Source organism: Nocardiopsis mwathae, assembly GCF_014201195.1.
Classification (GTDB): Bacteria; Actinomycetota; Actinomycetes; order Streptosporangiales; family Streptosporangiaceae; genus Nocardiopsis_C; species Nocardiopsis_C mwathae.
Map to the genome: position 1 here is coordinate 1,878,665 of NZ_JACHDS010000001.1, position 24,220 is coordinate 1,902,884.

At 73.8% G+C, this 24,220-nt stretch carries 22 protein-coding genes; 12 read left to right on the forward strand and 10 right to left on the reverse strand.

Annotated features, from left to right (window positions below; all coding sequences use genetic code 11):
- Positions 1–9: 9 nt before the first annotated feature.
- From HNR23_RS07705 to HNR23_RS26630, 4 genes are all read right to left on the reverse strand, one after another.
- The gene (locus tag HNR23_RS07705) at positions 10–2,130 is read right to left on the reverse strand and encodes an FUSC family protein (protein ID WP_184074735.1); all 2,121 of its coding nucleotides are present in this window, start codon (positions 2,128–2,130) and stop codon (positions 10–12) included.
- A 165-nt stretch (positions 2,131–2,295) separates the two neighbouring features.
- Complete coding sequence (locus HNR23_RS07710) at positions 2,296–3,597, reverse strand: coiled-coil domain-containing protein (RefSeq protein ID WP_184074736.1); 1,302 nt, start codon at positions 3,595–3,597, stop codon at positions 2,296–2,298.
- 59 nt (positions 3,598–3,656) lie between these two features.
- Positions 3,657–4,349, reverse strand: a complete 693-nt coding sequence (locus HNR23_RS07715; protein ID WP_184074737.1) for a pyridoxamine 5'-phosphate oxidase family protein — start codon at positions 4,347–4,349, stop codon at positions 3,657–3,659.
- 164 nt (positions 4,350–4,513) lie between these two features.
- On the reverse strand, positions 4,514–4,645 hold the full coding sequence (locus HNR23_RS26630; protein ID WP_343070466.1) for a hypothetical protein: 132 nt from the start codon (positions 4,643–4,645) through the stop codon (positions 4,514–4,516).
- Positions 4,646–4,654: 9 nt separating this feature from the next.
- Between HNR23_RS26630 and HNR23_RS26635 the strand changes: the two genes are divergently transcribed.
- Positions 4,655–4,840 (forward strand): hypothetical protein, encoded by a 186-nt coding sequence (locus HNR23_RS26635; RefSeq protein ID WP_246422689.1) that lies wholly within the window; start codon positions 4,655–4,657, stop codon positions 4,838–4,840.
- A gap of 107 nt (positions 4,841–4,947) precedes the next feature.
- Here the strand turns inward: HNR23_RS26635 and HNR23_RS07725 are convergent, their stop codons facing one another.
- Positions 4,948–5,490, reverse strand: a complete 543-nt coding sequence (locus tag HNR23_RS07725; RefSeq protein ID WP_394353753.1) for a GNAT family N-acetyltransferase — start codon at positions 5,488–5,490, stop codon at positions 4,948–4,950.
- A gap of 353 nt (positions 5,491–5,843) precedes the next feature.
- On the opposite strand from HNR23_RS07725, the gene HNR23_RS07730 reads away from it, so the two are divergent.
- Positions 5,844–6,776, forward strand: a complete 933-nt coding sequence (locus tag HNR23_RS07730) for a LysR family transcriptional regulator (RefSeq protein WP_184074740.1) — start codon at positions 5,844–5,846, stop codon at positions 6,774–6,776.
- Positions 6,777–6,805: 29 nt separating this feature from the next.
- On the opposite strand, the gene HNR23_RS07735 is transcribed toward HNR23_RS07730, so the two are convergent.
- Entirely contained in the window at positions 6,806–7,765 is a 960-nt protein-coding gene (locus HNR23_RS07735; protein ID WP_184074741.1) for a LysR family transcriptional regulator, read from the reverse strand.
- A 71-nt stretch (positions 7,766–7,836) separates the two neighbouring features.
- Between HNR23_RS07735 and HNR23_RS07740 the strand changes: the two genes are divergently transcribed.
- Entirely contained in the window at positions 7,837–8,844 is a 1,008-nt protein-coding gene (locus HNR23_RS07740; RefSeq protein WP_394353754.1) for an EamA family transporter, read from the forward strand.
- A 15-nt stretch (positions 8,845–8,859) separates the two neighbouring features.
- On the opposite strand, the gene HNR23_RS07745 is transcribed toward HNR23_RS07740, so the two are convergent.
- On the reverse strand, positions 8,860–9,090 hold the full coding sequence (locus HNR23_RS07745; RefSeq protein WP_184074743.1) for an ECF-type sigma factor: 231 nt from the start codon (positions 9,088–9,090) through the stop codon (positions 8,860–8,862).
- Positions 9,091–9,193: 103 nt separating this feature from the next.
- Here HNR23_RS07745 and HNR23_RS07750 point away from each other — a divergent pair, with 103 nt between their 5' ends.
- The 6 genes from HNR23_RS07750 (at position 9,194) to HNR23_RS07775 (ending at position 17,027) form a co-directional block, all read left to right on the forward strand.
- The gene (locus HNR23_RS07750; RefSeq protein ID WP_184074744.1) at positions 9,194–10,993 is read left to right on the forward strand and encodes a hypothetical protein; all 1,800 of its coding nucleotides are present in this window, start codon (positions 9,194–9,196) and stop codon (positions 10,991–10,993) included.
- A gap of 142 nt (positions 10,994–11,135) precedes the next feature.
- On the forward strand, positions 11,136–12,068 hold the full coding sequence (locus tag HNR23_RS07755; protein ID WP_184074745.1) for a triphosphoribosyl-dephospho-CoA synthase: 933 nt from the start codon (positions 11,136–11,138) through the stop codon (positions 12,066–12,068).
- 218 nt (positions 12,069–12,286) lie between these two features.
- The gene (locus HNR23_RS07760; RefSeq protein ID WP_184074746.1) at positions 12,287–13,972 is read left to right on the forward strand and encodes a biotin-independent malonate decarboxylase subunit beta; all 1,686 of its coding nucleotides are present in this window, start codon (positions 12,287–12,289) and stop codon (positions 13,970–13,972) included.
- A gap of 281 nt (positions 13,973–14,253) precedes the next feature.
- The gene (locus tag HNR23_RS07765; RefSeq protein WP_184074747.1) at positions 14,254–15,000 is read left to right on the forward strand and encodes a malonate decarboxylase holo-ACP synthase; all 747 of its coding nucleotides are present in this window, start codon (positions 14,254–14,256) and stop codon (positions 14,998–15,000) included.
- A gap of 113 nt (positions 15,001–15,113) precedes the next feature.
- Positions 15,114–15,494, forward strand: coding sequence for a transposase (locus HNR23_RS27160; protein ID WP_343070743.1), 381 nt, complete (start codon positions 15,114–15,116; stop codon positions 15,492–15,494).
- 264 nt (positions 15,495–15,758) lie between these two features.
- Entirely contained in the window at positions 15,759–17,027 is a 1,269-nt protein-coding gene (locus HNR23_RS07775) for a carboxylate-amine ligase (RefSeq protein WP_184074749.1), read from the forward strand.
- Positions 17,028–17,047: 20 nt separating this feature from the next.
- On the opposite strand, the gene HNR23_RS07780 is transcribed toward HNR23_RS07775, so the two are convergent.
- From HNR23_RS07780 to lanKC, 3 genes are all read right to left on the reverse strand, one after another.
- A complete protein-coding gene (locus tag HNR23_RS07780; protein WP_184074750.1) occupies positions 17,048–17,707 on the reverse strand; it encodes an alpha-ketoglutarate-dependent dioxygenase AlkB family protein in 660 nt (219 codons plus the stop codon).
- A 147-nt stretch (positions 17,708–17,854) separates the two neighbouring features.
- Entirely contained in the window at positions 17,855–18,007 is a 153-nt protein-coding gene (locus HNR23_RS07785) for a SapB/AmfS family lanthipeptide (protein WP_184074751.1), read from the reverse strand.
- Positions 18,008–18,037: 30 nt separating this feature from the next.
- A complete protein-coding gene (gene lanKC / locus HNR23_RS07790; protein WP_184074752.1) occupies positions 18,038–20,782 on the reverse strand; it encodes a class III lanthionine synthetase LanKC in 2,745 nt (914 codons plus the stop codon).
- A 638-nt stretch (positions 20,783–21,420) separates the two neighbouring features.
- Here lanKC and HNR23_RS07795 point away from each other — a divergent pair.
- The 3 genes from HNR23_RS07795 to HNR23_RS07805 all read left to right on the forward strand — a co-directional run bounded on the left by HNR23_RS07795 (position 21,421) and on the right by HNR23_RS07805 (position 24,218).
- The gene (locus HNR23_RS07795; RefSeq protein ID WP_184074753.1) at positions 21,421–22,428 is read left to right on the forward strand and encodes a methyltransferase; all 1,008 of its coding nucleotides are present in this window, start codon (positions 21,421–21,423) and stop codon (positions 22,426–22,428) included.
- A 107-nt stretch (positions 22,429–22,535) separates the two neighbouring features.
- The gene (locus HNR23_RS07800) at positions 22,536–23,465 is read left to right on the forward strand and encodes a universal stress protein (protein WP_343070467.1); all 930 of its coding nucleotides are present in this window, start codon (positions 22,536–22,538) and stop codon (positions 23,463–23,465) included.
- Between the two features lie 69 nt (positions 23,466–23,534).
- The gene (locus HNR23_RS07805; protein ID WP_184074754.1) at positions 23,535–24,218 is read left to right on the forward strand and encodes a response regulator transcription factor; all 684 of its coding nucleotides are present in this window, start codon (positions 23,535–23,537) and stop codon (positions 24,216–24,218) included.
- The last annotated feature ends 2 nt before the right edge of the window (positions 24,219–24,220 follow it).

The window sequence follows — 24,220 nt, forward strand, 5'->3', positions numbered from 1 at the left end:
CGCCGGCCGCTACAGGTCGGCGTCGACCTCCTGGCGGGCGCGGTGCCGCTCGCGCTGCGCCCGGCGCTCCGCCTCCAGCGCCGCGCTGCGCTGGTCCTGGGCCACCGCGGTGCGCATCGACGAGGACAGCGCCCGCAGCTCCATGTTGATCCGCGGGTAGTCCGTCAGCCGGGGCAGCGCGCCCAGCCGCGGCGAGCGGTGCTCGCGCATCGCCGACATCAGCTCCTGGAAGGCGAGATCCACCCGCTGCAGGGTGATGTACGAGGCGGCGGGCGGCTTCTCCAGCGCCAGCGCCGCCAGCGCGAGATAGCCGGTGCGCTGGGTCGCCACCACGACCGGCCACAGCGGACGGGTGGTCCTGGCACGCGGAACGTCGCCGATGGCGCTGTCGTACACGCCGCGCAGGCTCAGCAGCGCCGCGCGCAGGTCGCGGCGGAGCCGGTAGCGGCGCTCAGGGCCGATCGTGACGTCGGGGTCCAGCACCGCCACGACCGCCGCTCGGGAGCGGTCCAGCGCGGTGGTGATGGTCTGCGGGAGGCGCGAGGCCGACGCGCGCCGCCACAGCAAGAGCGCGCCGAGCATGCCGACGAGCGAGCCGACGACCGTGTCGGTGATACGGGTCTCGGCCAGTGTGGTCACCGGGAAGGGCGCCGCTGTGTGCGCGAGCAGCAGCGCCATCGGAGTGAGGAACACGCTGCCGTAGAAGTAGTTCCGTCCGACCACCAGCTGGGTGAGTCCCTGGAAGGCCGAAGCGAGCGCGATGATCGCGGGCAGCGGCAGGTCGAGCATGAGCAGCCAGGCGGCGATGGCGACACCGACCAGTGTCCCCAGCGCGCGCTGCATGGACCGGTTCACGGTGAGGACGACGTTGCCGCCCTGCAGGACCGCGGTCGCGGTGATCGAGATCCAGTAGAAGCGCTCGAAACCCAGCGCCAGCCCGAGGAGTCCGGCGGCGGCGACGGTGATGCCCATGCGCAGCGCGGTCGGGCGGATCAGCGAGTCGCGGGTCAGGCTGGACCGCAGCGAGCTCGCCACCGAGGGGGAGCGGCTGTCGTACAGTCCCAGCCCGTGCCCCTCGTCCTCGTGCTCGGACCGCCGCGCCGCCTGCGCGGCCCGGACCAGCCTGTTGTACAGGCGCACCTCCAGCGAGCGCGGGCGCAGCCCCCTGTACAACCCGTCGAGGGTGTCGGGGGCGGGGCACTGGTCGGGGCGGCCCACGGCGTCGGCCAGGCCCTCGGCGAACACGACCGCGGCCTCCGGCAGCGGTTCGGTGCGCGCAAGGGACACGTCCGTGGCGGTCAGGTGGATGTCGGAGACCCAGCGGAGCAGCGCCCGCAGCCGCGCCGCGGCGGGCGTGTCACGGTAGCCGCGGGTCTGCGCCAACAGCACGATCCGCCAGGCCTCGGCGACCGCGAGGGAGGCCTCGTGCTGCACGTGGTCCAGCTGGGGCGTGCCGATCGCCCGCATCAGCTCGGCCAGCTGGCGGAAGGCCTCGGCGACCGCGCGGTTCTCCGGGTGCCGGCTGCGGACCGGGGCACCGGCCATCGACACCGCCCAGCCCACGGCCGCCCCGATGGCCGCGATCCCGGCATGGGTGGGGACGTCGGCCAGGCCGCCGGGGGCGATGGTGGAGATGGCGCAGACGACCACGAAGAAGATCGCACCGGGCTTCTCCGCGCGCAGTGCCTGGCACAGCCAGGTGGAGATGCCCGCGACCGCGCCGATGGCGATCGCCCCGGTCCACAGGGTGGCCGAGGCGAGTGACCCCACCGCCACGCTCGCGACGAACCCGAGCCCCACGACGGCGAGCGCCACGGCGCGGTAGCCGTACGGGGTCTTCTTCTCGTACAGGACGGTCATCGACCCCAGCGCGGCCAGGGTCGCCACCTGCGGGCCGATCAGGAACAGGGCGATGGTGAACGACACCGACATCGCGATCGCCGCCTGCGCGGCGGTGGTCCACGCCCAGCTTCCGGAGGCCAACCCGAAGATCGCCGACAGGTCGACCCGCGGCCGCGGCCGCTCGGCGATCCTCGACCGCACCCGGGCCGGCGGGTTCCAGATGGGCTCACTGGGTGTCGGATCGCCGCCGCTGTCTCGTGAAGCCCCCTGGTCGTGCACGTCCCCCATGTTAAAGGGATGCCGGGGTTCTCCCGCCGCCGACCGAAGGGAGGATCCGCTCAACCGATCTCCCCTCCGGGCCGAGGACCGGGAGACGGGTGACGATCCGCCCCCGGCCGGGTCGGGAGAGTCCGCTGAGGGCTGCCGGCACGGCCGCCGGCGGACCCTCCCGGCCTACCGGTCGGCGTCGGCGCGACCGTCGCCACCGGAGGCGGCGCGTAGGTGCTTGAGCTCGGCCAAGGCGTCGTCGAGGTGGGATTCGGCGCGTTCGGCGCGGTGGAGGGCCTGGTCGCGGCTGTGCTCGACCGCGGTCAGTCGCTCCTGGACGGCGGCGAGGCGTTCGGCGGCCGTCTCCTTCAGGTCGGCCAGGGCACGGGTCGCCGAGGCGCGTTGTTCGTCGAGCTCGCGGGAGAAGCGGGCGCGGTCGGTGTCGTGGGCCCGGCGCGTGCGCTCCAGCTCGGCGGTGAGTTCCGCGGTGCGGGAGCGTTCCCGTCCGGCGTCGGCCTCGGCGCGTTCGGCACGGCCGACGGCCTCGTCCTTGGCCCGCGCCTCCTCGGCGAGCCGGCCGCGGAGGCGGTCGGCCTCCGCGGCCGCCTGCTCACGGGCGGTGGCGAGCTCCTGCCGGGCGCGGCTGCGCTCCTGGTCGAGGGCCGCGGCCGCCTGGTCGCGTTCGTCCTCGATCCTGTGCTCGGCGTCGGCGAGGCGCGATGCGAAGTCGGTGCGCGCCGCTTCCAGCTCCTCGGCGGCGTTGCGGGCCCGGTCCAGGGCCGCGGTGCGCTCGGCGGCGGCCGCGTCGCGCTGTTCGCGTGCCGTGTCCCGCTCGGCGTGGGCGGCCTCGCGGCGCAGGATCGCCTCGTCGGCCATGCGTTCGGCGGCTCCGGTCGCGGCGATGGCCGATGCCGCGGCCTCCTCGGCGGCGAGGCGGGCCTGCTCGGCGGTGCGGCGGCGGTTCTCGGCCTCCAGGCGGGCGGTGTCGGCCTCGGCGACGCGCCGGGCGGCGTCCAGGCGGGCGGCCTCCACCTGGGCTTCGGCGCTCGCCGGGTCGGTCATGGTGCCGAATGCCCGGGTCGCGGCCTCCAGTGTCGCGGTCAGCTGCTCGGCTTGGACGGCGAAGCGGGTCAGCAGGTCGTCGGCGCGCAGCCGTGCGCTCGTCACCGGTGCCGGGTCGGCCGGGGAGGGGGCCGGGTCCGCGGTGCGGCGCGCGGTTCCCGATCCGTCGGCGGGGGTGGCGGGGGCTCTGCCGTTCGGCCCGGTGGCGGCCGTGCCGGGCGCGGGTGCCGCCTGGTGCGCCTCTTCGGCGGCGCGTCGGTGCTCCTCGGCCTCCTGCTGGAGCCTCTGGCGTTCCCGCCAGGCCCGCCAGCGGGTGTGCTCGGGCCGGTCGCAGTACTCCGGCGGCCGCCCGGGGGAGCTGCTGCGGGGCACGGGCCGGTCGCATCCGGGGAAATTGCAGGTGTTCGCGTCGGTATCGAGGGCCACGCGGATGAGCCTAGTGGTCCGGCCGGGCGGGACCGCGCCGCCCGGCCGGACCCGTCGGGCTATTCCTGTCCGCGCCGCAGTCCCTGCTCCGCCAGGAGGCGGCGCAGGTAGTCGGGCAGGGGGGTCTCCGCCGACATCGCGGGGTCGGGGACGGGGGTGCCGAGCGTCCGGGAGACGGGGATGACGCCGGCCCAGGTCGGGAGGTCGCGGTCCTCCGGTTCGTCGTTGACTCCGCCGGTGCGGACCTTGGCCGACACCTCCCGCAGGTCCAGGCGGATGACGGCGGTCTGGGCGAGCTCCTTGGCGGTGGCCGGGCGGCAGTCGGCGGCGCGGCCGGGGACGATGCGGTCGATGATCGCGTCGAGGGCGGTGCGGTGCTCGTCGGGGTCGGTGACGCGGTGGGCGGTCCCGTGTGCCACGACGGAGCGGTAGTTGAGTGAGTGGTGCATACCGGAGCGGGCGAGCACGAGCCCGTCGGTGCGGGTGACGGTGACGCAGACCCGCAGGCCCTCGGCGGCGCCGCGCAGCGGGCGGCTTCCGGTGGATCCGTGCAGGTAGAGGCGGCTGCCGACGCGGGCATAGGTCGTGGGCAGGACGATGGGGCCGCCGTCGGCCGACACGAAGCCGAGGTGGCAGATGTAGTCGGAGTCGAGGATGGCGTGGACGGTCGCGTGGTCGTAGTGCGCGCGTTCGCGCGCGCGGGTCGGGGTGGTGCGCGGGGTGGCGGGGTAGGGGGCGGCAGTACTGCTCACGGATCCACCTTTTGTATGGGTTGGAAGTTGAGTATGTACTAGTTTGATGTCCGGAGTCGGGTCGCGCAAGCCCCCGACGCCCCGGAACCGCACGGGGCCCGCGGAGACGCTTCCCCCGCGGGCCCCGTGGCAGTCCGCCGCCGCTACCGGGCCTCACGGCTGGATCAGTAGCGTGCGCCCCGGGCCTCCGGCAGCGCGCCGAGTTCGGCCAGTTCTTCAGCCGACAGCTCCATGTCCGCCGCGGCGGCGTTGGCTTCCAGGTAGCGGAGCGTCTTGGTGCCCGGAATCGGGACCACGTGGTCGCCATGAGCGCACAGCCACGCCAGGGCGATCCGCGCGGCCGACACCGCGCGCGGCTGGTCGAGGAGATCCGGAGGCTGGAGGCGACGGTCCGCTACCTCGATCGGAAGATCGGGATCTATGACGAGAAGCTGGCGCAGTGTGCGGCCGAGTCTCATGCGCGGGCGGGGGAGGACACCGGGGGCCGATGAGTGCCGCCCGCCGGCAGGCGGCGGAGAAGGCCGGAGAACGGCGGCGGCTCCCGCCGCGGACCGGTGGCCGGTCGCGGCGGGAGCCGCCGTGTGTCCGTCGGTGGACGTCAGTCGTGTGCGCCGACGCCGCCGATCCGGCAGACCATGGTCGTCACGAAGGGGCGGAACCCCTCCTGCTCGAAGAACCGGATGTCGTCGGAGCTGGTGGCCAACGCCGTCAGTTCGATCTCCCGGATGCCCATGGCGCCGACCTGCCGCCGGACCTCCTCCAGCAGGCCCGACCGCACGCCGGCCCCGGCGTATTCGGAGGGCACCGAGAGCGTCTGGACGACGGCCACCCGGTCGCCGCGGTCCCACGACCCCTTCGGGTTGTCCCTGATCGTCACCATGGCGTACCCGACCGGCTCGCCGCTGCTCTCCGCCAGCACCGCGAGGGTGTCGGGGTCGGCCAGCCAGCTCAGGTACTGGCTGCGGCGACGCCGCCAGGACTCGTCAGGGGACACCGACGTCACGATGTCCTCCAGGTGCGGGGCGATCGAGGTGTGCTGCTCGTGCAGGGTCATCCAGAGCTCGGCGAGCTCCTCGATCTCGTAGGGCCCGAGGTAGCGGAACCGCAGCACGTCCGAAAGAGGAGTGCGCGGTTTAGTCACCAACGAAGTTTCCATGTTCTTCCCACCCGTTCCGCCCGCAGTGACGTGACTACTCCCTGTTTTGGTCCAGACCAATCCATGGGATGAGCTGTGCCTCCGAGATTACGACCCGCGTCGATGCCGACGTGGTACCGGGCAAAGAAAAGGAGAGATCGTCATGACGGAAGGAAAAAATTTGCAGGATTTCACGATTCCGGCCGCCGGTGGGGCCGGCGGCCCGCTCGCCCGTGCCCGCCCCGGCGGCGGTGCGGCACCGGACCGCCCCGCGGGCGCGGGCCAACGTGTACGGGATCACGTCCCCACGGGGCCAGAAGATGTTACGGACGTGTTTCAGCTGGCCTAAATTGGCTCCCATGATCGATGTTCGGCGATTGCAGTTGCTGCGGGCGCTCGACGAGCACCACACCGTCGCCGGGACGGCCGAGGCGCTGCACGTGACCCCTTCCGCCGTCTCCCAGCAGCTGGCGACCCTGTCCAAGGAGACCGGGGTGACGCTGGTCGAGCGGCAGGGGCGCCGCTTCCTGCTCACCGGGGCCGCGCGCGTCCTGCTGGAGCACGCCGACGTCATCTTCGCCGAGATGGAGCGTGCCAAGGCCGACCTCGCGGCCTACGCCGACGGCACCGTCGGCGTCATGCGCGTCGGGTCCTTCTCCACCGGCATCTCCGACCTGCTGGGCCCCGCCGTCGCCGGGCTGCGCGAGACCCACCCGGGCTGGCGCTTCGAGATCATCCAGGCCGAGCCGGAGGAGAGCACGGAGATGATCCGCACCGGCGAACTGGACCTGGCCATCACCATGTCGTCGGTGCACCTCCCGCACAACGGATCGCCGGAGTTCCGCGCCGATCCGATCATGGTCGAGCCGTTCGACGCGGTGCTGCCGTACCACCACCCGCTGGCCAACTCCACCGATCTGGAGCTCGCCGCGGACCTCGGCGACGTCGACTGGATCATGTCGGCGCCCGGGACCGCCTGGTACGACTGCGTGACGGCCGCCTGCAACCAGGCCGGGTTCCAGCCCCGCATCGTGCACACCGTCGACGAGTTCAGCGCGGTGCTCGCCCTGGTCCAGGCGGGGCTGGGGGTGGCCCTGGTGCCGCGGCTCGGCTGGACCGGTCTGCCGGCGCCCAACATCGTCGTCCGGTCGGTCCGCAACACCGCGCGCCGCCACATCGTCGCGCTGAGCCGGGCCGGGTCGGTGCCCGAGCCGCTGCTGAGCGCGGTCCGCGAGGCCGCCGGCAAGGTACCGGTGCCCACGGTCGGTCCGCTCGTCGCCTCGGCGGGCTGACCGAACCGCGGCGATGCCGGCCCCGGCGCTCAGGCGGGTGCGTGCGGGCTCACCGGGTCGGAGAACGACAGGGAGTCCTCGACGTCGTCCAGCACCTCGCGGGCGACGCGGTGCAGGTACTCGGCCAGCACCCGCATCGGCGGCCAGGCCCAGCCGCCGGCCCGGCCGACCAGGTAGATCCGGCGGTTGCCACCCAGCTCCCCGAGCGGTGAGTGGATGACCCCCCGCCGCGTCACCGCCGCCAGCTTGGGCATCACCCCCACGCCGCGGCCGGACGCCACCACCTGCTCGACCACCTCCAGGTTGTCGATGCGGTGCCGGATGCGCGGTGCGAACCCCGCGGCGGCGCACATGCGCTGGACGAGTTCGTCCTCGTCGCTGCCGCGCGAGTTGGAGATCCAGGAGGCGGAGGAGAGCTCGCGCAGCCGCTGCCGGGTCAGGGGGCGGCTGGAGGCCGGCCGCCCCGAGGGCTGGGAGAGCAGCAGCGGCTCGCTGCCCAGACGGCGCAGTGTCAGCGTTTCCGGGAAGTTGCGGGGGACCAGGCTGTACTCGTAGACGAGGCCGACGTCCGCGTCGCCCGTCTGCAGCAGGCCCAGCGCCTCGTCGGGCTCGTGTTCGATGAGCCGCACATCGATCCCCGGGTGGTCCTCCCGCAGCCGGCGCAGGGCCGGCAGCACGATCGGCGGCGCCGCGCTGATGAACGTCACCAGGTCGATACGGCCGACCGGCTCCCCCTCGCCGGCGAGCTCGGAGCGCGCGGCCGCGACACGGGACAGGATGTCCACGGCGTACTCGGACAGCCGGTGCCCGGCCGGGGTGAGCCGGACCCGCCGCCCGTCGGGCACCAGCAGCGGAACGCCGACCTCCCGCTCCAACACGGCGAAGTGCTTGGAGACGGCGGAGGTCCCCATGCCCGTGACCTCGGAGACCGCCGTCATCGTGCCCAGCCGCTCAAGCTCGACCAGCAGGTGCAGCCGTGTCAGATCCATTCACCAAAAGTACAAGGTAAATCCACCATCGGTCCCTGGACAGAAACATAGGCCGTAGATCCAATGGCCGGGTGATCATCTCCATTCGTGACCTCCTTCGTTCTGCCCCGACGCGTATCCCCGCACCGATCCTCCTGGTGTGTGGGATGTTCGCGCTGCATACGGGCAGCTCTCTGGCGGTCACCCTGTTCGACGAGATGGGGTCGCTCGGCGTCACCTGGCTCCGCCTGACGTGGGCCGCGCTGATCCTGCTCGCCCTCGGCGGCCGCCCGCTGTGGGCCGCGTTCCGCGGAGCGTCGAAGAACGAGCTGGTCACGGTCGTGATCCTGGGCACAGTCAGCGCGGGGATGATGGCCTTCTACTCCGAATCCACGGCGCGAATCGACCTCGGCACGGCCACCGCGATCGAGTTCCTCGGCCCGCTGGCCGTGGCGGTCCTGGCCATGCGCCGTCCCCGGGAGTTCATGTGGATCGCCTTCGCCCTGCTGGGCGTGGTGTTCCTGACCCAGCCCTGGCACGGCGAGGCCGACCTCACCGGCGTCGCCTTCGGGCTGGGCGGGGCCGCGTTCCTCGGCTTCTACATCGTCTACACCCAGCGCGTGGGCAGCAGCTTCCGAGCGATACACGGGCTCGCGCTGTCGATGACCGTCGCCTCGGTCCTGATGGCCCCGCTGGGGGTGCCCGAGGTCGCCGCCAACCCCGACCCGCACGTCGTCCTCGTCACCCTCGGCATCGCACTGCTCTTCCCCGTCATCCCGTTCCTGCTGGAGATGATGGTGCTGCAGCGGATGAGCCGGACCACCTACAGCACGCTGGCCAGCCTGGAGCCGGCGGTCAGCCTGGTGATGGGCATGGTGGTCATCTCGCAGCACCCCGCCCTGGCGCAGATCGGCGGGATAGCGCTGGTGGTGATCGCCGGGGTCGGCGCGGCCCGCGGCGACTCGGCCGTCACCGACCCCGCACTGTCCGAGCAGAGCGTCCTGGGGACGGAGCGGGCGGCGCCCGACAGGGCCGCGGCGCGGCCACATCCGGACATCCCCGAGCCCGCCCGGCGAGCGCGGGGCGGTGCCCGGCGCTGAACCGGCGCCCCCGGCTCACTTCTCCCGGCGGCTACCGCCATACTTCTTGTGCACGGCCTGCTTGCTGATACCGAGGATCGTCGCGATCTCGGACCAGGTCGCGCCCTGCAAGCGGGCCCGCCGGACGTGCACCGCCTGCAGCCGCTCGACCTCCGCGCGCAGCTGGACGGTCGCGTTGAGCGCGGTCAGCGGCGACTCGTCCTCGCGTGCGGACTGCATGAGCCGGGTGAAGCGTTCGTCCTCCATACAGGGCAATCTAACGCCGACCCGGCGCCCCCGGGTACCGCACGCCGGGGCGGCCCGCGGGAACCGAAGCGAGGGGAGAGATCCACTAGTGTCAGGAGCAGTCATGAGCGAGAGAACTGATCTGGAACTGCTCCGGGCCTTCGAACCGGTCCTGCGCTACACCAAGGGCGAGCTCTTCTTCCCCACCGACGTCGAGGCCTACCTTCGCGCCTGCAGCCTGTGGGTCGAGGACGGCGGCGGCAAGGAGCGCGAACTCGTCCCCGCCGGCCACCTCACCCTGGACCGCCTGGCCGGGGCCGAAGACGAGTGGCCCGGACGCTACAAGCACCTCCGGTTCGTCCAGGAGGCGACGCTGCGTGAGGAGGCGCGGCGGTTCAGCTCCACCGCGCGCCCGGGAATCCCCAAGAGCGGACGGCTGGCCGCGGTCGGCGTGTTCGGCCGCATCGTCGACGTCCTGGTCAAGTTCTCCCTTCTCATCCGCGGCGCGGTCCCCGGCGGGCTGACCGCCGCCGCGGTCACCCGCTACCGTGAGCAGGTCGACAGCGGCGGTGCCACCTACTACGGGCGGGTGGTCCGTGAGGGCGGCTACATCGCGCTGCAGTACTGGTTCTTCTACGCGATGAACGACTGGCGCTCCATCTACGGCGGCGTCAACGACCATGAGGCCGACTGGGAGAAGGTCACCGTCTACGTCGCCGAGACGCCCGACGGCGGCGTCAGACCGGTCTGGGTGGGCGCCTCCTCCCACGAGTACACCGGCGACGACCTCAGGCGCAGCTGGGACGACCCCGCCCTGGACCGCCAGGGCGACCACCCCGTCATCTACGTCGGCGCCGGATCGCACTCCCACCAGATGCTCCCCGGCGACTACCTCATCCAGGTCGACCCCGCGCCGCTGCGCGGCGTCGTGCGCGCCTGGCGCAACGTCATCGCCCGCCTCTTCCCCAACTCCACCCAGCTCGACCGGCACGGCATCGGCGTGCCCTTCGTCGACTACGCGCGCGGTGACGGCGTGTGCGTCGGCCCCGGCGGCGACCGCGAGTGGAGGGCCGTCGTCATCGACGACGACACCCCGTGGGTGCGGGGGTTCCGCGGCCTGTGGGGGCGCGATACCCGCGACTGGTTCGAGGGGGAGCGCGCGCCCAGCGGCCCTCGCTACGAGCGCGACGGCACCATCCGACACTCCTGGTCCGACCCGCTGGCCTGGGTGGGCCTGCAGAAGGTCGCCCCTACCGAGGAGGCCGCGCGCGAGGACCTCGCCGCGCACCTCAAGGAGCTCGACACCCGGATCGACGACGCCGATACCGAGATCGCCGAACGCCGCGACCGGATCCGCCGCATGTCCGCGGCCCAGGCCGTGCTGTGGCGCGACCCGCACTCCCAGACGCGGGCGCGCGAGTACGGCGAGCGCATCCAGCAGGAGGAGCACGAGCTCGCCGGGATCTACCGCGAGCGGTCGCTCAAGGCCGACGAGCGCGACGCCCACCACCGGGCCCTGGAATCGGACGAGCCCATCGCCGCCGGGCCCACCGCGCACCTGCGCTCGCCCCACCTGCCGTATGCCACCGGAGAGCAGCGCACCACCCGCTTCGTGCACATCTGGGTCGCGCTGAGCACGCCCTTGCTCATCACCGCGCTGGCGGCCATGCTGTGGCTGCACGGCCCCTACACCATCCCGACCATGATCGGCGTGGTGCTGCTGTTCGCCGCCTTCGACAGCTTCGCCCGCCGCAGGCTCCGCACCTTCCTGGCCGGCCTGGCCGTACTGGCTCTGGTCGCGGGAGCGGCCACCGGCATCATCCTGGCGTTCATGGCCGACTGGCGGATGACACTGCTGGTGCCGATCGCGGCCGTGGTGGCCGTCCTCTTCGTCGTGAACGTCCGGGACCTGCTGCGGCGCTGACCGGTTTCGGCCGGTCGGCCGGCACTACGGCGGCTCTGGGTCGATTCGGGCCGATATTGCCGTGGTTTTTTGGCAGACTCGTACAGGAGGCGGGGTCCCTCCTGCGGCTACGCCCGCACGGTCGCCACGCGAGGGGATGGGGATGAGCGTCGTCGACCCGGCCCCGGAGACCGGTGCGCTCTCCGGGGCGGACCCGGGCGCCGACGCGGGCCCGGACGGGGGCGGCGCCGTCGGCCCGCGGGCGCGGCGGATCGCCGACCACGCTGTGCGGGCACTCATCGAGGAGGTCGTGCTCACCCCGAAACCGGGCCTGGTCGACCGCCGCGGCGGCGGTGCCCACCCCGACATGGACCTGGACCTGATGGAGCGGTCCGCCGAGGCGCTGCGCCCCGCGTTCGCCCTCATGGTGGCCGCGGCGGAGGGCCGCACCCCCGGCGAGGCGCTGCGGCGCCGACTGGGCGCCCACGGCCGCCGTGCCGAACAGGACATGCTGCGGGTCACCGGCGGGGTCAACACCCACCGGGGTGCGATCTGGGCGCTGGGCCTGCTGGTCGCGGCGACCGCCCTGCACCCCGACGGGACACCGGCGCACGACATCGCCCGCAGCGCCGGCCGGATCGCCCGCATCCCCGACCCCGTCGTCCCCGCCTACGCCGAACCCACCCACGGGGAGCGGGCACGGGCCCGCTACGGCCTGCGCGGGGCGCGCGGCGAGGCCGCCGACGGCTTCCCGACACTGGTGTGGAGCGTCCTGCCGGTGCTGCGGATCTCTCGCGCCGCCGGGGTGGACGAGGAGCACGCCCGGCTCGATGCCCTGGTCGGCGCGCTCGCCGTGCTCGACGACACCTGTCTGGCCCACCGCGGCGGGCTCGCGGCCCTGCGCAGCGTCCAGCGCATGGCCGCCGGGGTCCTGGAGGCCGGAGGCACCTCGACCGCCGCCGGGTATGAACTCTTCACCGGGCTGGACGACCACGTTCGGCGCGGCGGACTGTCGCCGGGGGGATCGGCCGACCTGCTGGCGGCGGCGCTGTTCCTGGACCGGGTCGCCGGACCGGGAGCGCACCGCCGGGAGTGAGGCCGCCGCCCGGTGCGGGCGGGGAGCCCGGGCGCCGCGCGTCGGCGCCGAGCGCGCCCACCGGGGCTGCGGGGTGGGCGGTGCGAGGGTGCCGCATCCCCGCGTGATAGCGTCCCACGCCCGAGCCGGCGCGGCGAGCGCGCCGCCCCTCCGCGGGGCACACACCCGGCGCGGGAGCGGGCCCCGCCGCGCTGGGCGGGGAGGAGGTCGACCACGCGATGAGACGCACTCTCAACGGTGCGCGCACCGCCTTCAGCGGGCTGAGCGCGCGTGAGCGCGCCCGCGCCGTTCTCGACGCGGGCACGTTCCGCGAGCTCCTCGACCCGGCCGACCGGTTCGCCTCCCCGCACCTGGCCGCCCAGGGCCTGGTGCCCCAGGACGACGACGGCGCGGTGGTCGCGCGCGGCCGCATCGGCGGCGCCCCCGCCGTGGCGGTCTCCCTCGACGGCACCTTCCTCGGCGGCGCGGTCGGCGAGGTCGGCGGCGCCAAGGTCGCCGGCGCACTGGAACTGGCCGCACGCGACGCCGCCGCCGGGACACCCATCCGCCCGGTCCTGCTGCTGGAGACCGGCGGCATCCGGCTGCAGGAGGCCACGCTGGGGCTGCTCGCCGTCGCCGACATCCATGCCGCCGTCACCGACCTGCGCCGCCACGTCCCGGTCGTCGGCGTCATCGGCGGCCCGATCGGCTGCTTCGGCGGCATGGCGATCGCGGCGGGCCTGTGCACCCGGCTGGTCATGACCGCGCGGGGGCGCCTCGGCCTCAACGGCCCGCAGGTCATCGAGGAGGAGGCCGGAGTGGGCGAATTCGACGCCGCCGACCGCGGCCTCATCCTGCGCACCTTCGGCGGGCGGCGGCGCGTCGCCGACGGGTTCGCCGACACCCTCGTCGCCGACGGCGCGGCCGAACTGCGCGGCGCGGTCCGCAGCGCGTTCGCCGAGGGGGCGGGTGCGGAGGAGTCCGTTTTTCGCAGCGGCCACGTCGCGGCGTCCATCGCCGGCCTGGCGCGGCACGCGCCGGAAGCGGCCCCTGCGGCCGCGGCGCGCCGGGCCGGGACCGGGGACGCAGGGGCCGCCCCTGCCACGGGTCGCAGAGGCGGTGTGTGGATCGAGGCCCTGATCGGCGCCCCGGTGGCCCCGCCGCCGGAGGGGCCGGCGTCGGTGCGCGTCGCCGATGGTGAGCTGGGCGGCCGCACGGCGCGCTTCCTCTCCGTCGTCGCGGATCCCGCCGCCCGCTGGCCGCGCGCCCGGGCGGGCGAGGTCGGCCTGGAGGAGGGCTGGGCGCTGGCGGCCCACGTCCGCGCCGCGGTGCGGGCCGATGCGGTGCTGCCGGCCGGGCGGAAGCGTGTGCTCGTCGCCATCGTGGACACCCCCGGCCAGGCCTATGGCTACCGGGAGGAGCTGCACGGCATCCACCAGGCGCTGGCCGGGGCGGTGGCGGCTTACGCCGACGCCCGCCGCTCCGGGCACCCGGTCGTCGCGCTCGTGGTCGGGCGGGCCGTCTCCGGCGGTTTCCTCGCCCACGGCCTGCAGGCCGACCGCATCGTCGCGCTCGACGACGGTGCCGTGGCCGTCCAGGCCATGTCGAGGGAGGCGACCGCCCGGCTGACCCGGCGCACTATCGCGGAGCTGGACGCCATCGCCCGCCGGGTCCCCGCCACCGCCGACGACATCAGGTCCTTCGCCTCCCTGGGCGCCGTCCACCGCCTCGTCACCGGAGTCGCCGCCGACGCCCCCGGCGCCGAGGACGCCGACGCGGTGCGCGCGGCCCTGGCCGAGGCCGCCGCCGACGCGCGCTCGGCACCGGTGGGGCTGTCGGCGCGGCTGCGGTCCGCCGGGGCCCGGAACGACCGCGCCGCCTCGCGGGAGGTGCGCCGCCGCCTCACCGCCGCATGGGGCGGCTGACGCGAACGGAAATTCACCCTGGCCCCGGGAACAGTGCTGGGGGTAACATGCCACTCACATTGCGTCATCTCGGGGTCAAGCGGAGCCAAAATCCCCTTGACCCCGCGTCGCGATCCGGGAGTGTCGGCGCAGGTGGGGGATGGGTCGGCGACCGCGGGCCGGTGGGACGGCAAGGGACGACCGGAACGTCTCGCGCGAAACGGGATGAACCGCGCCGGTGCCGCTGCACGTGTGAGAGACGACCCCGCTTCGGCGGGGGTGGACCACGGGGAGGCGATCGAGTGGTTGGCGACGAAGAGCTGGGCGCGGGATACGCGGTTGGGGGCCACGGGACCGGGACACTGACCGGCTACCGGGCCCACGACCTGCTCCGCTTCGACGACCCGGGCGCGGTTCTGCCCGAGGGGCCGGAATCGGACCTGCCGCTGTGGGCCGTGTCGATGCTGCGCGACGTCCCCTGGGTGGTGGTGCGGCGGGGCATCGCCTCCGCCGGAACCGTTCCGGTCGGGATCCGCGGCGTCCGGCGGGCCGACCGCGTCGCCGCGTTCCTCCCCGAGTCCGCCGTCGTCGACCGCGTCACCCCGGAGCAGGCCGCCCGCTCCCACCCCCGGCTGCCGGACGGGCGCCGGGCGGCCGTGCCCGCGCTCGGTGTGCTCACCCGGCTCGACATGACCCTGCGGCGGCACGTTCCCAGCTGGGGGATCGGCGGCAGCGCCGGGTTCGAGATCGTCACCGGCCTGCCCGTCACTCTGCCCGGCAGCGACCTGGACGTCGTCATCCGCCCCCGCGGACCGATCCCGCTGCTGCGGGCCGCCACGCTCCTGGCCGACCTGCGCGCGCTGCCCGTGCGGGTCGACGTGCAGCTGGCGTCCGCCGCGGGCGCCTTCACCCTGGTCGACTACGCACGCGGCGGGCCGGTGCTGGTCCGCCCGCTGGACGGCTCCCCGCCGCGCATGGCCGAGGACCCCTGGGCGGACCCGAGCGACCGCCCCTCACCCCCTCGCGTGGCGCGGCCACGCGAGGGGTGACGGCCGTCGGCGGATTCATCCGCGAATCTCAGCCTTTCTCATCGCCCTTCGGGCCGTGTGAAGCTTTCCGGGTGGGCGGCACGCGACGGCGTGCACGACCGAACCGCGTGGACGTGGGCGGAACAAGGCCGCATGCCGGTCCCTGGCGCCGGTATCCGTCGTCCACGACCTGCTCGCAGTGCGGGGAAGTGAAAGCCAGGCTTCCCCTGCACGTCCGGGTCTGCTCCTGCGAAGCGTGCGGTCTCATCATCGACCGCGATGAAAACGCCGCACGCAACCTCGCCACTCGTGCGGCGGCGTGCAGTACCGGTACCGGAGCGGCCGGAGACCAGGACGCCCAAGCGTCGAAACCGCGTGGAGCCGACCGTAGGACCCGGGCCACCCGTTCCCGCCGTGCGGCGGGAACGGGCCGGGCGGGTGGCGAAGAACCCGAACCCGGCGGGAAGGAAGCGCGAGACCGCCATCCGGACACCGCGGCCCTTATGCTTGAGTGACCCCGGTACGGACCTTCCTGTCCGAATGAAGGGGAATGCTGAGAGCCGCCGATGCTCTCAGCGACGGAACCTGGAACTCAGGGGGCGAGGCGGGCGCCGGCCGAGCGGGATGCGGCCGGGCGGCCGGTGGGGCGCGGCACCCGGCGGATCATACGCAGCCACGTGGACGCCGGGCATCCCGGCGTTCCCGGGAGTTCGGGCGGCGCCTTCGGGTGGGTATCACTAGGTTCGCCCGTCTTTGCTCTCGATGGCGAGGGACGCCCGATGAACGAAACCGGTACCACCCGCGACAGCATCGGCCACAGCGCGAACCTTCCGGTCGCGCCGGGGGGCACGGCGCCCGCCATACCGGCCCAGGACACCGCCCCCCTGCCCCTCACCCCCCTCGCCGACGGGGAGGAACCGTCCTCGGTTCCGACCATCGGCACCGAGGAGGAGTTCTTCGTCATCGACGCCCGGACCTTCCGGGCCCGCGCACGCGCCCCCGAGGTCCTCTCCGGTGCCCGCGCACGCCACCGCGGCGGCCGCCGCGAATCGGCGGTGTGCGCCGAGATCACCCGCCTCCAGGTCGAGGCGACGACCCCCGTCTGCCGCTCGGGCCGGGAACTCTACGGCCACCTGGTGTCCGCCCGGCAGGCGCTCGCCGACGCGGCCCGCGAACACGGGCTGGGCATCGCGGCGACCGGAACCGCGGTCATCGGCGACGCCGACCCCGCGCCGCTCACCCAGAGTGAACGCTACGCCCGGATCGACGCGCGCTTCGGCGCGCTGCGCGACGCGCACACGGTCTGCGGCTGCCACATCCACGTCGGCGTCGCCGACCGGGAGCCCGCAGCGTACGTCGCCAACCACCTGCGAGCCTGGACACCGGTGCTGCTCGCGCTCAGCGCGAACTCCCCGTTCCTGCTCGGCCGCGACACCGGCCACGCCAGCTGGCGCGCGGTCACGTGGGCGCGGCTGCCGTCGGCGGGGCCGCCGCCGTTCGTGCGCTCGGCCGCCGACTACGACCGCGCGGTCGAGGAGATGCTGGTGGCCGGCGCGATCCTGGACCGGCAGATGGTCTACTGGGACGTCCGCCTCTCCGCGCGCCTGCCGACGGTGGAGGTGCGCGCCGTCGACGCGGCCGGCACGGCGGAGGAGGCGGTTCTGGCCGCGCTGCTGGTGCGCGGCCTGGCGGCGGTCGCGCTGCGCCGGGCCGCCGAGGGGCGGCCCGCCCCGGCGCCCAGTGACCAGATCCTGCGGCTGGCGGTGTGGCGCGCGGCCCACGACGGCTTGGAAGGGGAGGCGTTCGATCCCTTCCGCGGCGAACTCGTCCCCGCCCGCCGCCTGTCCGAGCAGATGCTGGAGCAGGCCCGGCAGGGCCTCGACCCGGCCGACGCCGACCTGGCCGGACGACTACTCGACCGGGTGCTGGCCGTGGGGTCGGGCGCGCACCGGCAGCGCATCGCCTATGCGCGCCGGGGGCGGCTGGGCGACGTGGTGGAGCTGCTGGTCCGCCAGACCCGCCACGGCCTGGTCGCCGTGGAGGGCTGACCGCCGTCGCACCGGTGCCCTCACCCCAGCCCGGAGGCGCGGACGGTGATGTTGAGCCGCCCGCTGTCCAGCCCGGCCGCGGGGTCGGCGGTCCCGGGCAGGACGCGCGGCACGCCGTGGTAGGCCATGCGGGACGGGCCGCCGAACACGAACAGGTCGCCGCCGCGCAGCTCGACGTCGGTGTAGGGGCGGCCGCGGGTCTCGGTGTTGCCGAAGCGGAACACACACGCGTCACCGAGGTTGAACGAGACGACGGGAACGTCGGCCTGCTCCTCGCGGTCCTGATGCAGGCCCATCTTCGCCTCGGCGTCGTAGAAGTTGACCAGGGCCACGTCGTAGTCGGGGGTTCCGGCGGGCGGCGGGGCGCCGTAGGCCGCGGCCACACCGGCCCGGGCGAGCTCCCCGAGCAGCGGCGGGAACGGCCGGACCGGCTCGCCGCCGGGAAGCGTCCTGGAGTACCGGTAGGGCTCCCAGTGCCAGCCCAGGGAGACCATCCGCACGCTCATCATCCCGCCGCGCGGCATCCGGTGCCGCCGCATGCCCGCGGGTCCCCGCGCCCACTCGCGGCAGAGCGCCACGAGCTCGCGCTGGGTCGGCGTGCTCAGCCAGCCCGGCACGTGCACGGCCCCGGGCGCCACCTCCACGGGTTCGGCCGGGACGTCGAACAGACCGTCGCCCATGCCCCCACTGTGCCAGTGCGGCACACCCGAGTGCACGTCAGGGACACGGGTGCGCCCGTGCCCCGGGTAGGCCGGGGCACGGGCGCACGGTGCCGATCACGCGCGTCGGGCGGCTCCCCTCCTGGGCTGCCGCGTTCTCCTGCCGTTTTAGTGGCAGATCATGACGCTGAGGCCGCTGTCCCCGATATCGCAGGCGTCGGCCATGCTCATGGTGCTGTCAGGGATGCTGCCGAACACGTTCCGTTCGGCCTCGTGGGTCGCGGAGGCTTCCAGGGACTGCAGGTCGAGGATGTAGGGCATGGTTCTCCTGTCCTTTCTGGGCTGGCGTCGCTAACGTTCTCGGGTCGGATGGGGACGGGTACCCCCTTCGTCATCGGCTTCGGGGCGGGGCTCGCGGTGTCGCCGCCCGCCCGGGGCGGAGTCGGCGGACCGGCTGACGAAGGGGAGGACGGGCAGGCGGTCGTCGCGGACCGCGGCCAACCCGAGGAGGACGCCGGCCGCGCCCGTCGCCAGATCCATGGAGAGACGCAGCAACTGGTCGCCGGGGACGGCGATCTCGCCGCGCAGCCCGACCATGTGCCAGCGCAGCCGGTCGCGCCGCAGACCGATCTGCTCCTCCAGCCGCTCGTCGTTCTCCCCCGGGTAGCGCAGGTGGGCGAGGAAGCCGAGGAGCCCGGCGGCTCCCTGGAAGAGCGCGGGAAGGACGCAGAACGCGGGCTGTGCCGCGCGTCGGATGCGGTCCAGCGCCGTTGCGAAGACCTCGCTGTCCCGGTGCCGCAGGAATTCGCCGAGCACCAGGCCGATGCCGGCCGAGCCGTCGGCGAGATAGGGCAGGGTGCGCCGCCCGTCGTGGACGGACAGGGTGTCGTCGGTCGCCCGGTGGACGCACGAACGCAGGTCCCGTTCCAGGGCCCGCTGCGCCAGGTCCAGGTAGCCGGAGTCCCCGGTCTCCCGGTGGAGGTGGATGAAGAGCAGCGCGTGGCCGGAGGGGCCGCGCAGCAGCCCCGCCGGACCGCGTCCGCTCGGCTCACCGCCCTCCGCATACCCGTCGGCGATCCGCTGCGCGTCCTCCACCGCGGCGTCGAGGAGGCCGCGGTCGCCGAGGCGGCGGGAGAAGTGCACGCGGTTGAGGGCCGTGCCGCTCGATCCGGCGGCCAGGCTGTCGGGCATGACGGCGCCGCGCTCGTGGCGGTCGGCCGCCTCCAGGATGTCGAGTGCGTCCTCGCGCAGGCCGATCTCCTCCAGCGCGTAGGCGATGCCGTGCAGCCCGTCGAAGAATCCGAGGCGGTGCGGCCGCCGGTGTTCGCGTACCCGGCGCAGCAGCCATCCGGTCCATACCGCCCACTCCTCCGGATCGGTGGGGCGGCCGTGCCCCGCGACCGACAGCGCGTAGAGGACTCCGGCGGCGCCGTGGGCGAGGCCGAGGCCGGAGACGGTGAACTGTGCGATGTCGCCGGGAAAGAGCCGGTCGGTGCGCTCCGGTGCGGCACTGGCCCGGATGGCGCGCGCGATGGAGGCCTCGATCGCGGGCCAGTCGGGACCGCCCCGGGCCTCCGGCCCTCCGTCCCGTGGCGCCGGGCGCCGGGCGGCACCCGAGATGAGGGCACCCGAGATGAGGGCGGACGAGCGTGCCATCTGCCGCGCGGTGCCCGCCCACGGCGCGGGGCCGAGGTCGAGGTCGGCGAGCACGTTCCCGCCCCAGTCGGCCGGGACGTCGAACAGTCGCCCGATGGTCTCGACGAGGGCACGTGCCCTTCCGGTGTCCAGCGAGAGCAGCGTGGTCAGCGGGAGGAACAGGGCGATCTTCAGACAGCCGAGCGCATAGCGGTCCGCCGCGTAGGCTCCCCGGCGGTCGGGCGGTGTGAACCCGGGGGCGCCCATGGCCGTGTGCGGTCGGTCGCCGCCGGCGGTGGCGAGTTCGAAGTCGCCGAGGGCGATGCGGCCGTCGTCCCGGAGGAGGACATTGCGCGTGTGGAGGTCGCCGAAGGCGACGCCCCGGTCGTGCAGCCGCGCCACCGCCCGCTCGACCTGGTCGGTGACGCCCAGAACCCAGCGTGTGTAGTCCGCGTTCCCGGTGTCGTCGGGATCGGGGTGGATGAGGGGATGCCGGCGCACCATCTCGCGGCTGAGCGTGCCGCCCGCCGCGTACTCCTGGACGAGGAACTCGTGCTCCCAGGCGGTGAACCGGCCGCGGACCCCGATGACCTCCTCGACGTCGGCGAGCCGGGCCAGGATGTCGTGCTCGTGCCGCAGCCGGGCGACGGCGTCGCGTCCCAAGGGGTCGAGCGCGGCGTGCGGGCGCGCCTCCTTCACGACGACCTGCGCGCCGCCGGTGCGCGCGTGGGCGAGGTAGACGCCGCCCCCGTTGGAGTGGTGCAGGGCGGAGGTGATCACGTACGGGAAGGCCTCGGGCGGGTGGCCGGAGCGCCGTTCCTCCACCAGGGGGCGGAGGAACTCGGGCGGCCGTACCCAGTCGGGGCAGGAGAACACCGGCCGGCGGAGGTCGGGGCACAGCCGCCCCTGGGGGTCCTCGATCGCCGGAACCGGCTCGCCCTGCTCGTCGCGGACATACCGCCGCGTGAAACCGCCGTACCGGAGATAGAGCGGTCCGTCGTTCCACCGCAGATCGCTGAGGATGTAGGGGCCGCCGAGGCCGTGCAGGCGCTGGGTGAGCTCGTCGAGCGCGGCGTGCAGCTCCTCGTCCGATGAAGGGTAGACGGTGATGAATTTTCCGCTCGCAGAACGGTCCGCGTACTTGGCGTTCCTCCACAGGAAAGCGGTCTCATGGATGAGGAATTTGAACGAGATTCCTTTTTCGATGCAATAGTCGGACGTGATGTCCAGCGTTTTCTGTGCCGATTCCAGGCGGGCCGATACGTGGATCTTCCAGCCCTGGGCGGGGAGCCCCGCGCCCTGCCGCCTGTAGTGCACCCACGGGTGGTCCTCGCTCGTCGCCCACTGCCCGTCGGCGGGGGCCGGAGGGCGGGAGTAGGCGGCGCGGTCCGCCATCCGGTTCTCCGGCGCGTCATAGAAGAGGCGGTCGGCGACACAGTACTGGAAGTAGTCGGATTTCATCGTGTCCCCGATGAGAGATTTCTGTGTGCGATCCCGCACCGCTGCAGAAGTGTAGCCGTCGGATAAATGAGGTCGCAGCGTCTTCGTCCGGGGTTCGGTGGCCGCATTCGGCCACCTCCGCTGGGTGTGAAACGGGCGCGCGTCGCAATTTTATATTCTTGTCGGTTTCGGGGGGTTCGGATTCTGTTCGGCCCGGATGTGGCGCGATGCGTCCGAGTGGCGGTGTCCGGCCGCGGTGGCGGCGGGGTGGAGTGCGCTGCGGCGGGATGGACTTCGCGAGCCGAGTATGATAATCATTTTCGCAATGGGGTGTCCGTCGCCCGTGCTCCGCTCCGCTGCGGGGGCGCCGACGGACCGTGAGCCACCCGCCCCGCCTCGCAGGGGTCCGCCTCCCCCGAGGACCCCGCTCGCGGCGACGGCGGTGCGGGTTCGGCCGACCCCGGCCGGGGGTGTGCGGATGCCCCGGCCGGGCCAGGCCTCCGCCGCGAGGTGGGCGACCTCCTCAGCGCTCGCCTCGCGGCGGTCTTCGGCGCCGGCGCCCCACGGCACGTCCCCCCGCGATCTCGGCCGTCTCATGTGAGAATCGGCCTACGCGGCGCTACGGTGGGCGGTGGCGGCGATCACGACAGGGGGATCCCATGTCCGGAGGAGACAACGAGGGCAGAGAACTGCTGCGGCTGCTGGCCGGGCCCTGGCTGACCGAGGCCGTCGTCACCGCCGTCCGGCTCGGCGTGATCGACCGGCTCGGCGACGGACCGGAGACCCCCGCCGAGACCGCCGAGGGGCTGTCGCTGAGCCCCGAGCCGCTGGCGCGCCTGCTGCGCCTGCTCACCGCCGCGGGTGTGCTCGGTGAGGAGGGCGGCCGCTACGCCCTCACCGAGATGGGCGAGTTCCTGCACAGCGACCACCCCGCCTCGATGCGCGCCCTGGCGCTCCTCTACAGCAGCGACTTCTTCACCCGCGCCTGGCGCGGGCTGGCCGACGCGGTCCGGACCGGCGAGCCCGCCTTCCCCGCCGTCCACCGCCAGGGCATCTACCCCTACCTCGCCGACCACCCCGACGACGAGAAGCTGTTCGACGCCGGTATGGCCGCCGGCAGCACGTTCGCCACCGGCCTCCCCGCCGCCTACGACTTCGGCGCCGCCAAGAAGGTCGTGGACGTGGGCGGCGGCGACGGCACGCTGCTGGCCGCCGTCCTACGCGCCAACCCCCACCTGCACGGGGTCCTCTACGAGCGCGGCCCCGCCCTGCACGGCGCCCGCCGGCGCCTCGCCCCGCATCTCGCCGAGGGTCGCTGCGAGCTGGTCGAGGGCGACTTCATGCGCGACATCCCCGGCGACGGCGACGTCTACATCCTCTGCCGCGTCCTGCACAACTGGGACGACGAGGCCTGCCACCTGCTGCTGGCCAACTGCCGCGCCGCGATGGGGGCGGCCTCCCGGCTGCTGGTCGTCGAGCGCGTCATCCCCGACGGTCGGCACCCGCTGCTCACGCTCGCCTTCGACGTGCACATGATGGTCATGACCAGCGGCCGCGAACGCACCGCGAGCGAGTACGAGTCCCTGCTGCGCCCGGTCGGGCTGACCACCGACACCATCGCCGACCTCGCGGCGGAGATGCGGCTGCTGGTCGCCCGCCCCCGCTGAGGCCCGCGCGTGCGCCGACCCCCCACCGCGCCCGTACGGATTCCCCACCATCGGCGGGACCTTCGGCCCTCCCCTCACCGCGCCCCGCGGCTAGCGTTGAAGTGGCAGTGACATCGAGGACGGAGGAGACCATGGCCGGGCAGAGCACGGCACCGATCGTGGTGGCGGTGGACGGCGGTTCGGCCGCCGAGCGCGCGACCGACTGGGCCGCCGAGGAGGCCCGGCGCCGGCGCCGCCCGCTCCACATCGTGTACGCCAACGAATGGCCCATGTACCACTCCTCCGTCGGCCCCGCCGCGGAAGAGATGGCCCACGCCGCCCGCGACCTCATCGAGACCGCGCAGAAGCGGGCGCGCGCCAAAGCCCCCGACATCGAGGTCACGGCGCGCTCCGTCGTCGGCTACGGCTCCGCCGTGCTGCTGGAGCACTCCCGCCGCGCACACTTGATGGTCTCGGGAACACACCGTCTCAGCGGCCTGGAGACGCTGTGGATGGGATCCATCGGGCTGGAACTGGCCACCCAGGCCCCCTGCCCCGTCGTCCTCGTCCCCGACATCGAGCCGGGTGAGCCGCGGCAGACCGTGTCCGTGGGCGTGGACGGCTCCCCGGCCGCCGACGCGGCCGCCACGCAGGCGTTCCTCGCCGCCGCCGAGCGCGATGCCGTGCTGCGCGTCGTCAGCGCCTACGGCCCGGCGTCCCAGGGCAGGTTCGGCCCGCTCGACCACGCCGACCTCACCTGGCACGACGCCGCGCCCGAAGAGCCCGCCGCACGCGCCGAAGCCGAGCGCATGCTCGCCGAGTCCATCGCCGGCGAGCGCGAGCACCACCCCGATGTCAGGGTCGAGGAGGTCGTGCTGCGGGCGTACCCCGAGCGGGCGCTGATCGCCGAGTCGCACCGTGCCGACCTGGTCGTCGTCGGCGCCCGGGGCCGCGGCGGCTTCACCGGGCTGCTGCTCGGCTCGGTCAGCCAGAAGCTGGTGCAGCACGCCGACTGCCCGGTCATGATCGTACGGGCGGCGCGGGAGCCACGTGCCTGACGGCCGGTGGACCGGGCACGGATGGGGAATGCTCGTGGATGAGAGAACACGGAAAGCAGGTGCGGCCCGATGACCGCTGACGGCGACAACGCCACGACCAGGGTCTTCCTGGTCGACGACCACGACGTCGTACGGCGCGGCGTGATGGCCCTCTTCGCGGACGAGGCCGATATGGAGGTGGTCGGCGAGGCCGGCACCGCCGCCCAGGCCGTCGCCAGGGTCCCCGCCGCGCGCCCCGACGTCGTCGTGCTGGACGTGCGGCTGCCCGACGGCGACGGGGTGACCGTCTGCCGGGAGATCCGCTCGCGCATGCCCGAGGTCCAGTGCCTCATGCTGACCTCGTTCGCCGACGACGACGCCATCTACCAGGCGGTGATGGCCGGGGCATCGGGCTACGTGCTCAAGCAGATCCACGGCTCCGACCTCGTCGGCGCCGTGCGCACGGTGGCGAGCGGAAAGTCCCTGCTCGACCCGGTCAGCACCATGCGCATGCTCAACCGCGTGCGGGAGCAGGCCGAACGCAAGGACCCGCTGAGCCGGCTGTCCGACCAGGAGCGCAAGATCTTCGAGCTCATCGGCGAGGGCCTGACCAACCGGCAGATCGGCGAGCGCGTGTTCCTGGCGGAGAAGACCGTCAAGAACTACGTCTCCAGCATCCTGTCCAAGCTCGGCATGCAGCGCCGCACCCAGGCGGCGGCCTACGCCGCCCGGCTCGCCGAACGCGAGGACACCGGTAACGGCGCCGCCGAGTAGGC

Excerpts from the sequence above, each read along its gene's own strand:
- HNR23_RS07705 (WP_184074735.1), bottom strand. The coding sequence starts at position 2,130 with ATGGGGGACGTGCACGACCAGGGGGCTTCACGAGACAGCGGCGGCGAT.
- HNR23_RS26635 (WP_246422689.1), top strand. The coding sequence starts at position 4,655 with ATGAGCGCACAGCCACGCCAGGGCGATCCGCGCGGCCGACACCGCGCG.
- HNR23_RS07730 (WP_184074740.1), top strand. The coding sequence starts at position 5,844 with ATGATCGATGTTCGGCGATTGCAGTTGCTGCGGGCGCTCGACGAGCAC.
- HNR23_RS07735 (WP_184074741.1), bottom strand. The coding sequence starts at position 7,765 with ATGGATCTGACACGGCTGCACCTGCTGGTCGAGCTTGAGCGGCTGGGC.
- HNR23_RS07745 (WP_184074743.1), bottom strand. The coding sequence starts at position 9,090 with ATGGAGGACGAACGCTTCACCCGGCTCATGCAGTCCGCACGCGAGGAC.
- HNR23_RS07750 (WP_184074744.1), top strand. The coding sequence starts at position 9,194 with ATGAGCGAGAGAACTGATCTGGAACTGCTCCGGGCCTTCGAACCGGTC.
- HNR23_RS07755 (WP_184074745.1), top strand. The coding sequence starts at position 11,136 with ATGAGCGTCGTCGACCCGGCCCCGGAGACCGGTGCGCTCTCCGGGGCG.
- HNR23_RS07760 (WP_184074746.1), top strand. The coding sequence starts at position 12,287 with ATGAGACGCACTCTCAACGGTGCGCGCACCGCCTTCAGCGGGCTGAGC.
- HNR23_RS07775 (WP_184074749.1), top strand. The coding sequence starts at position 15,759 with ATGAACGAAACCGGTACCACCCGCGACAGCATCGGCCACAGCGCGAAC.
- HNR23_RS07780 (WP_184074750.1), bottom strand. The coding sequence starts at position 17,707 with ATGGGCGACGGTCTGTTCGACGTCCCGGCCGAACCCGTGGAGGTGGCG.
- HNR23_RS07785 (WP_184074751.1), bottom strand. The coding sequence starts at position 18,007 with ATGCCCTACATCCTCGACCTGCAGTCCCTGGAAGCCTCCGCGACCCAC.
- lanKC (WP_184074752.1), bottom strand. The coding sequence starts at position 20,782 with ATGAAATCCGACTACTTCCAGTACTGTGTCGCCGACCGCCTCTTCTAT.
- HNR23_RS07795 (WP_184074753.1), top strand. The coding sequence starts at position 21,421 with ATGTCCGGAGGAGACAACGAGGGCAGAGAACTGCTGCGGCTGCTGGCC.
- HNR23_RS07805 (WP_184074754.1), top strand. The coding sequence starts at position 23,535 with ATGACCGCTGACGGCGACAACGCCACGACCAGGGTCTTCCTGGTCGAC.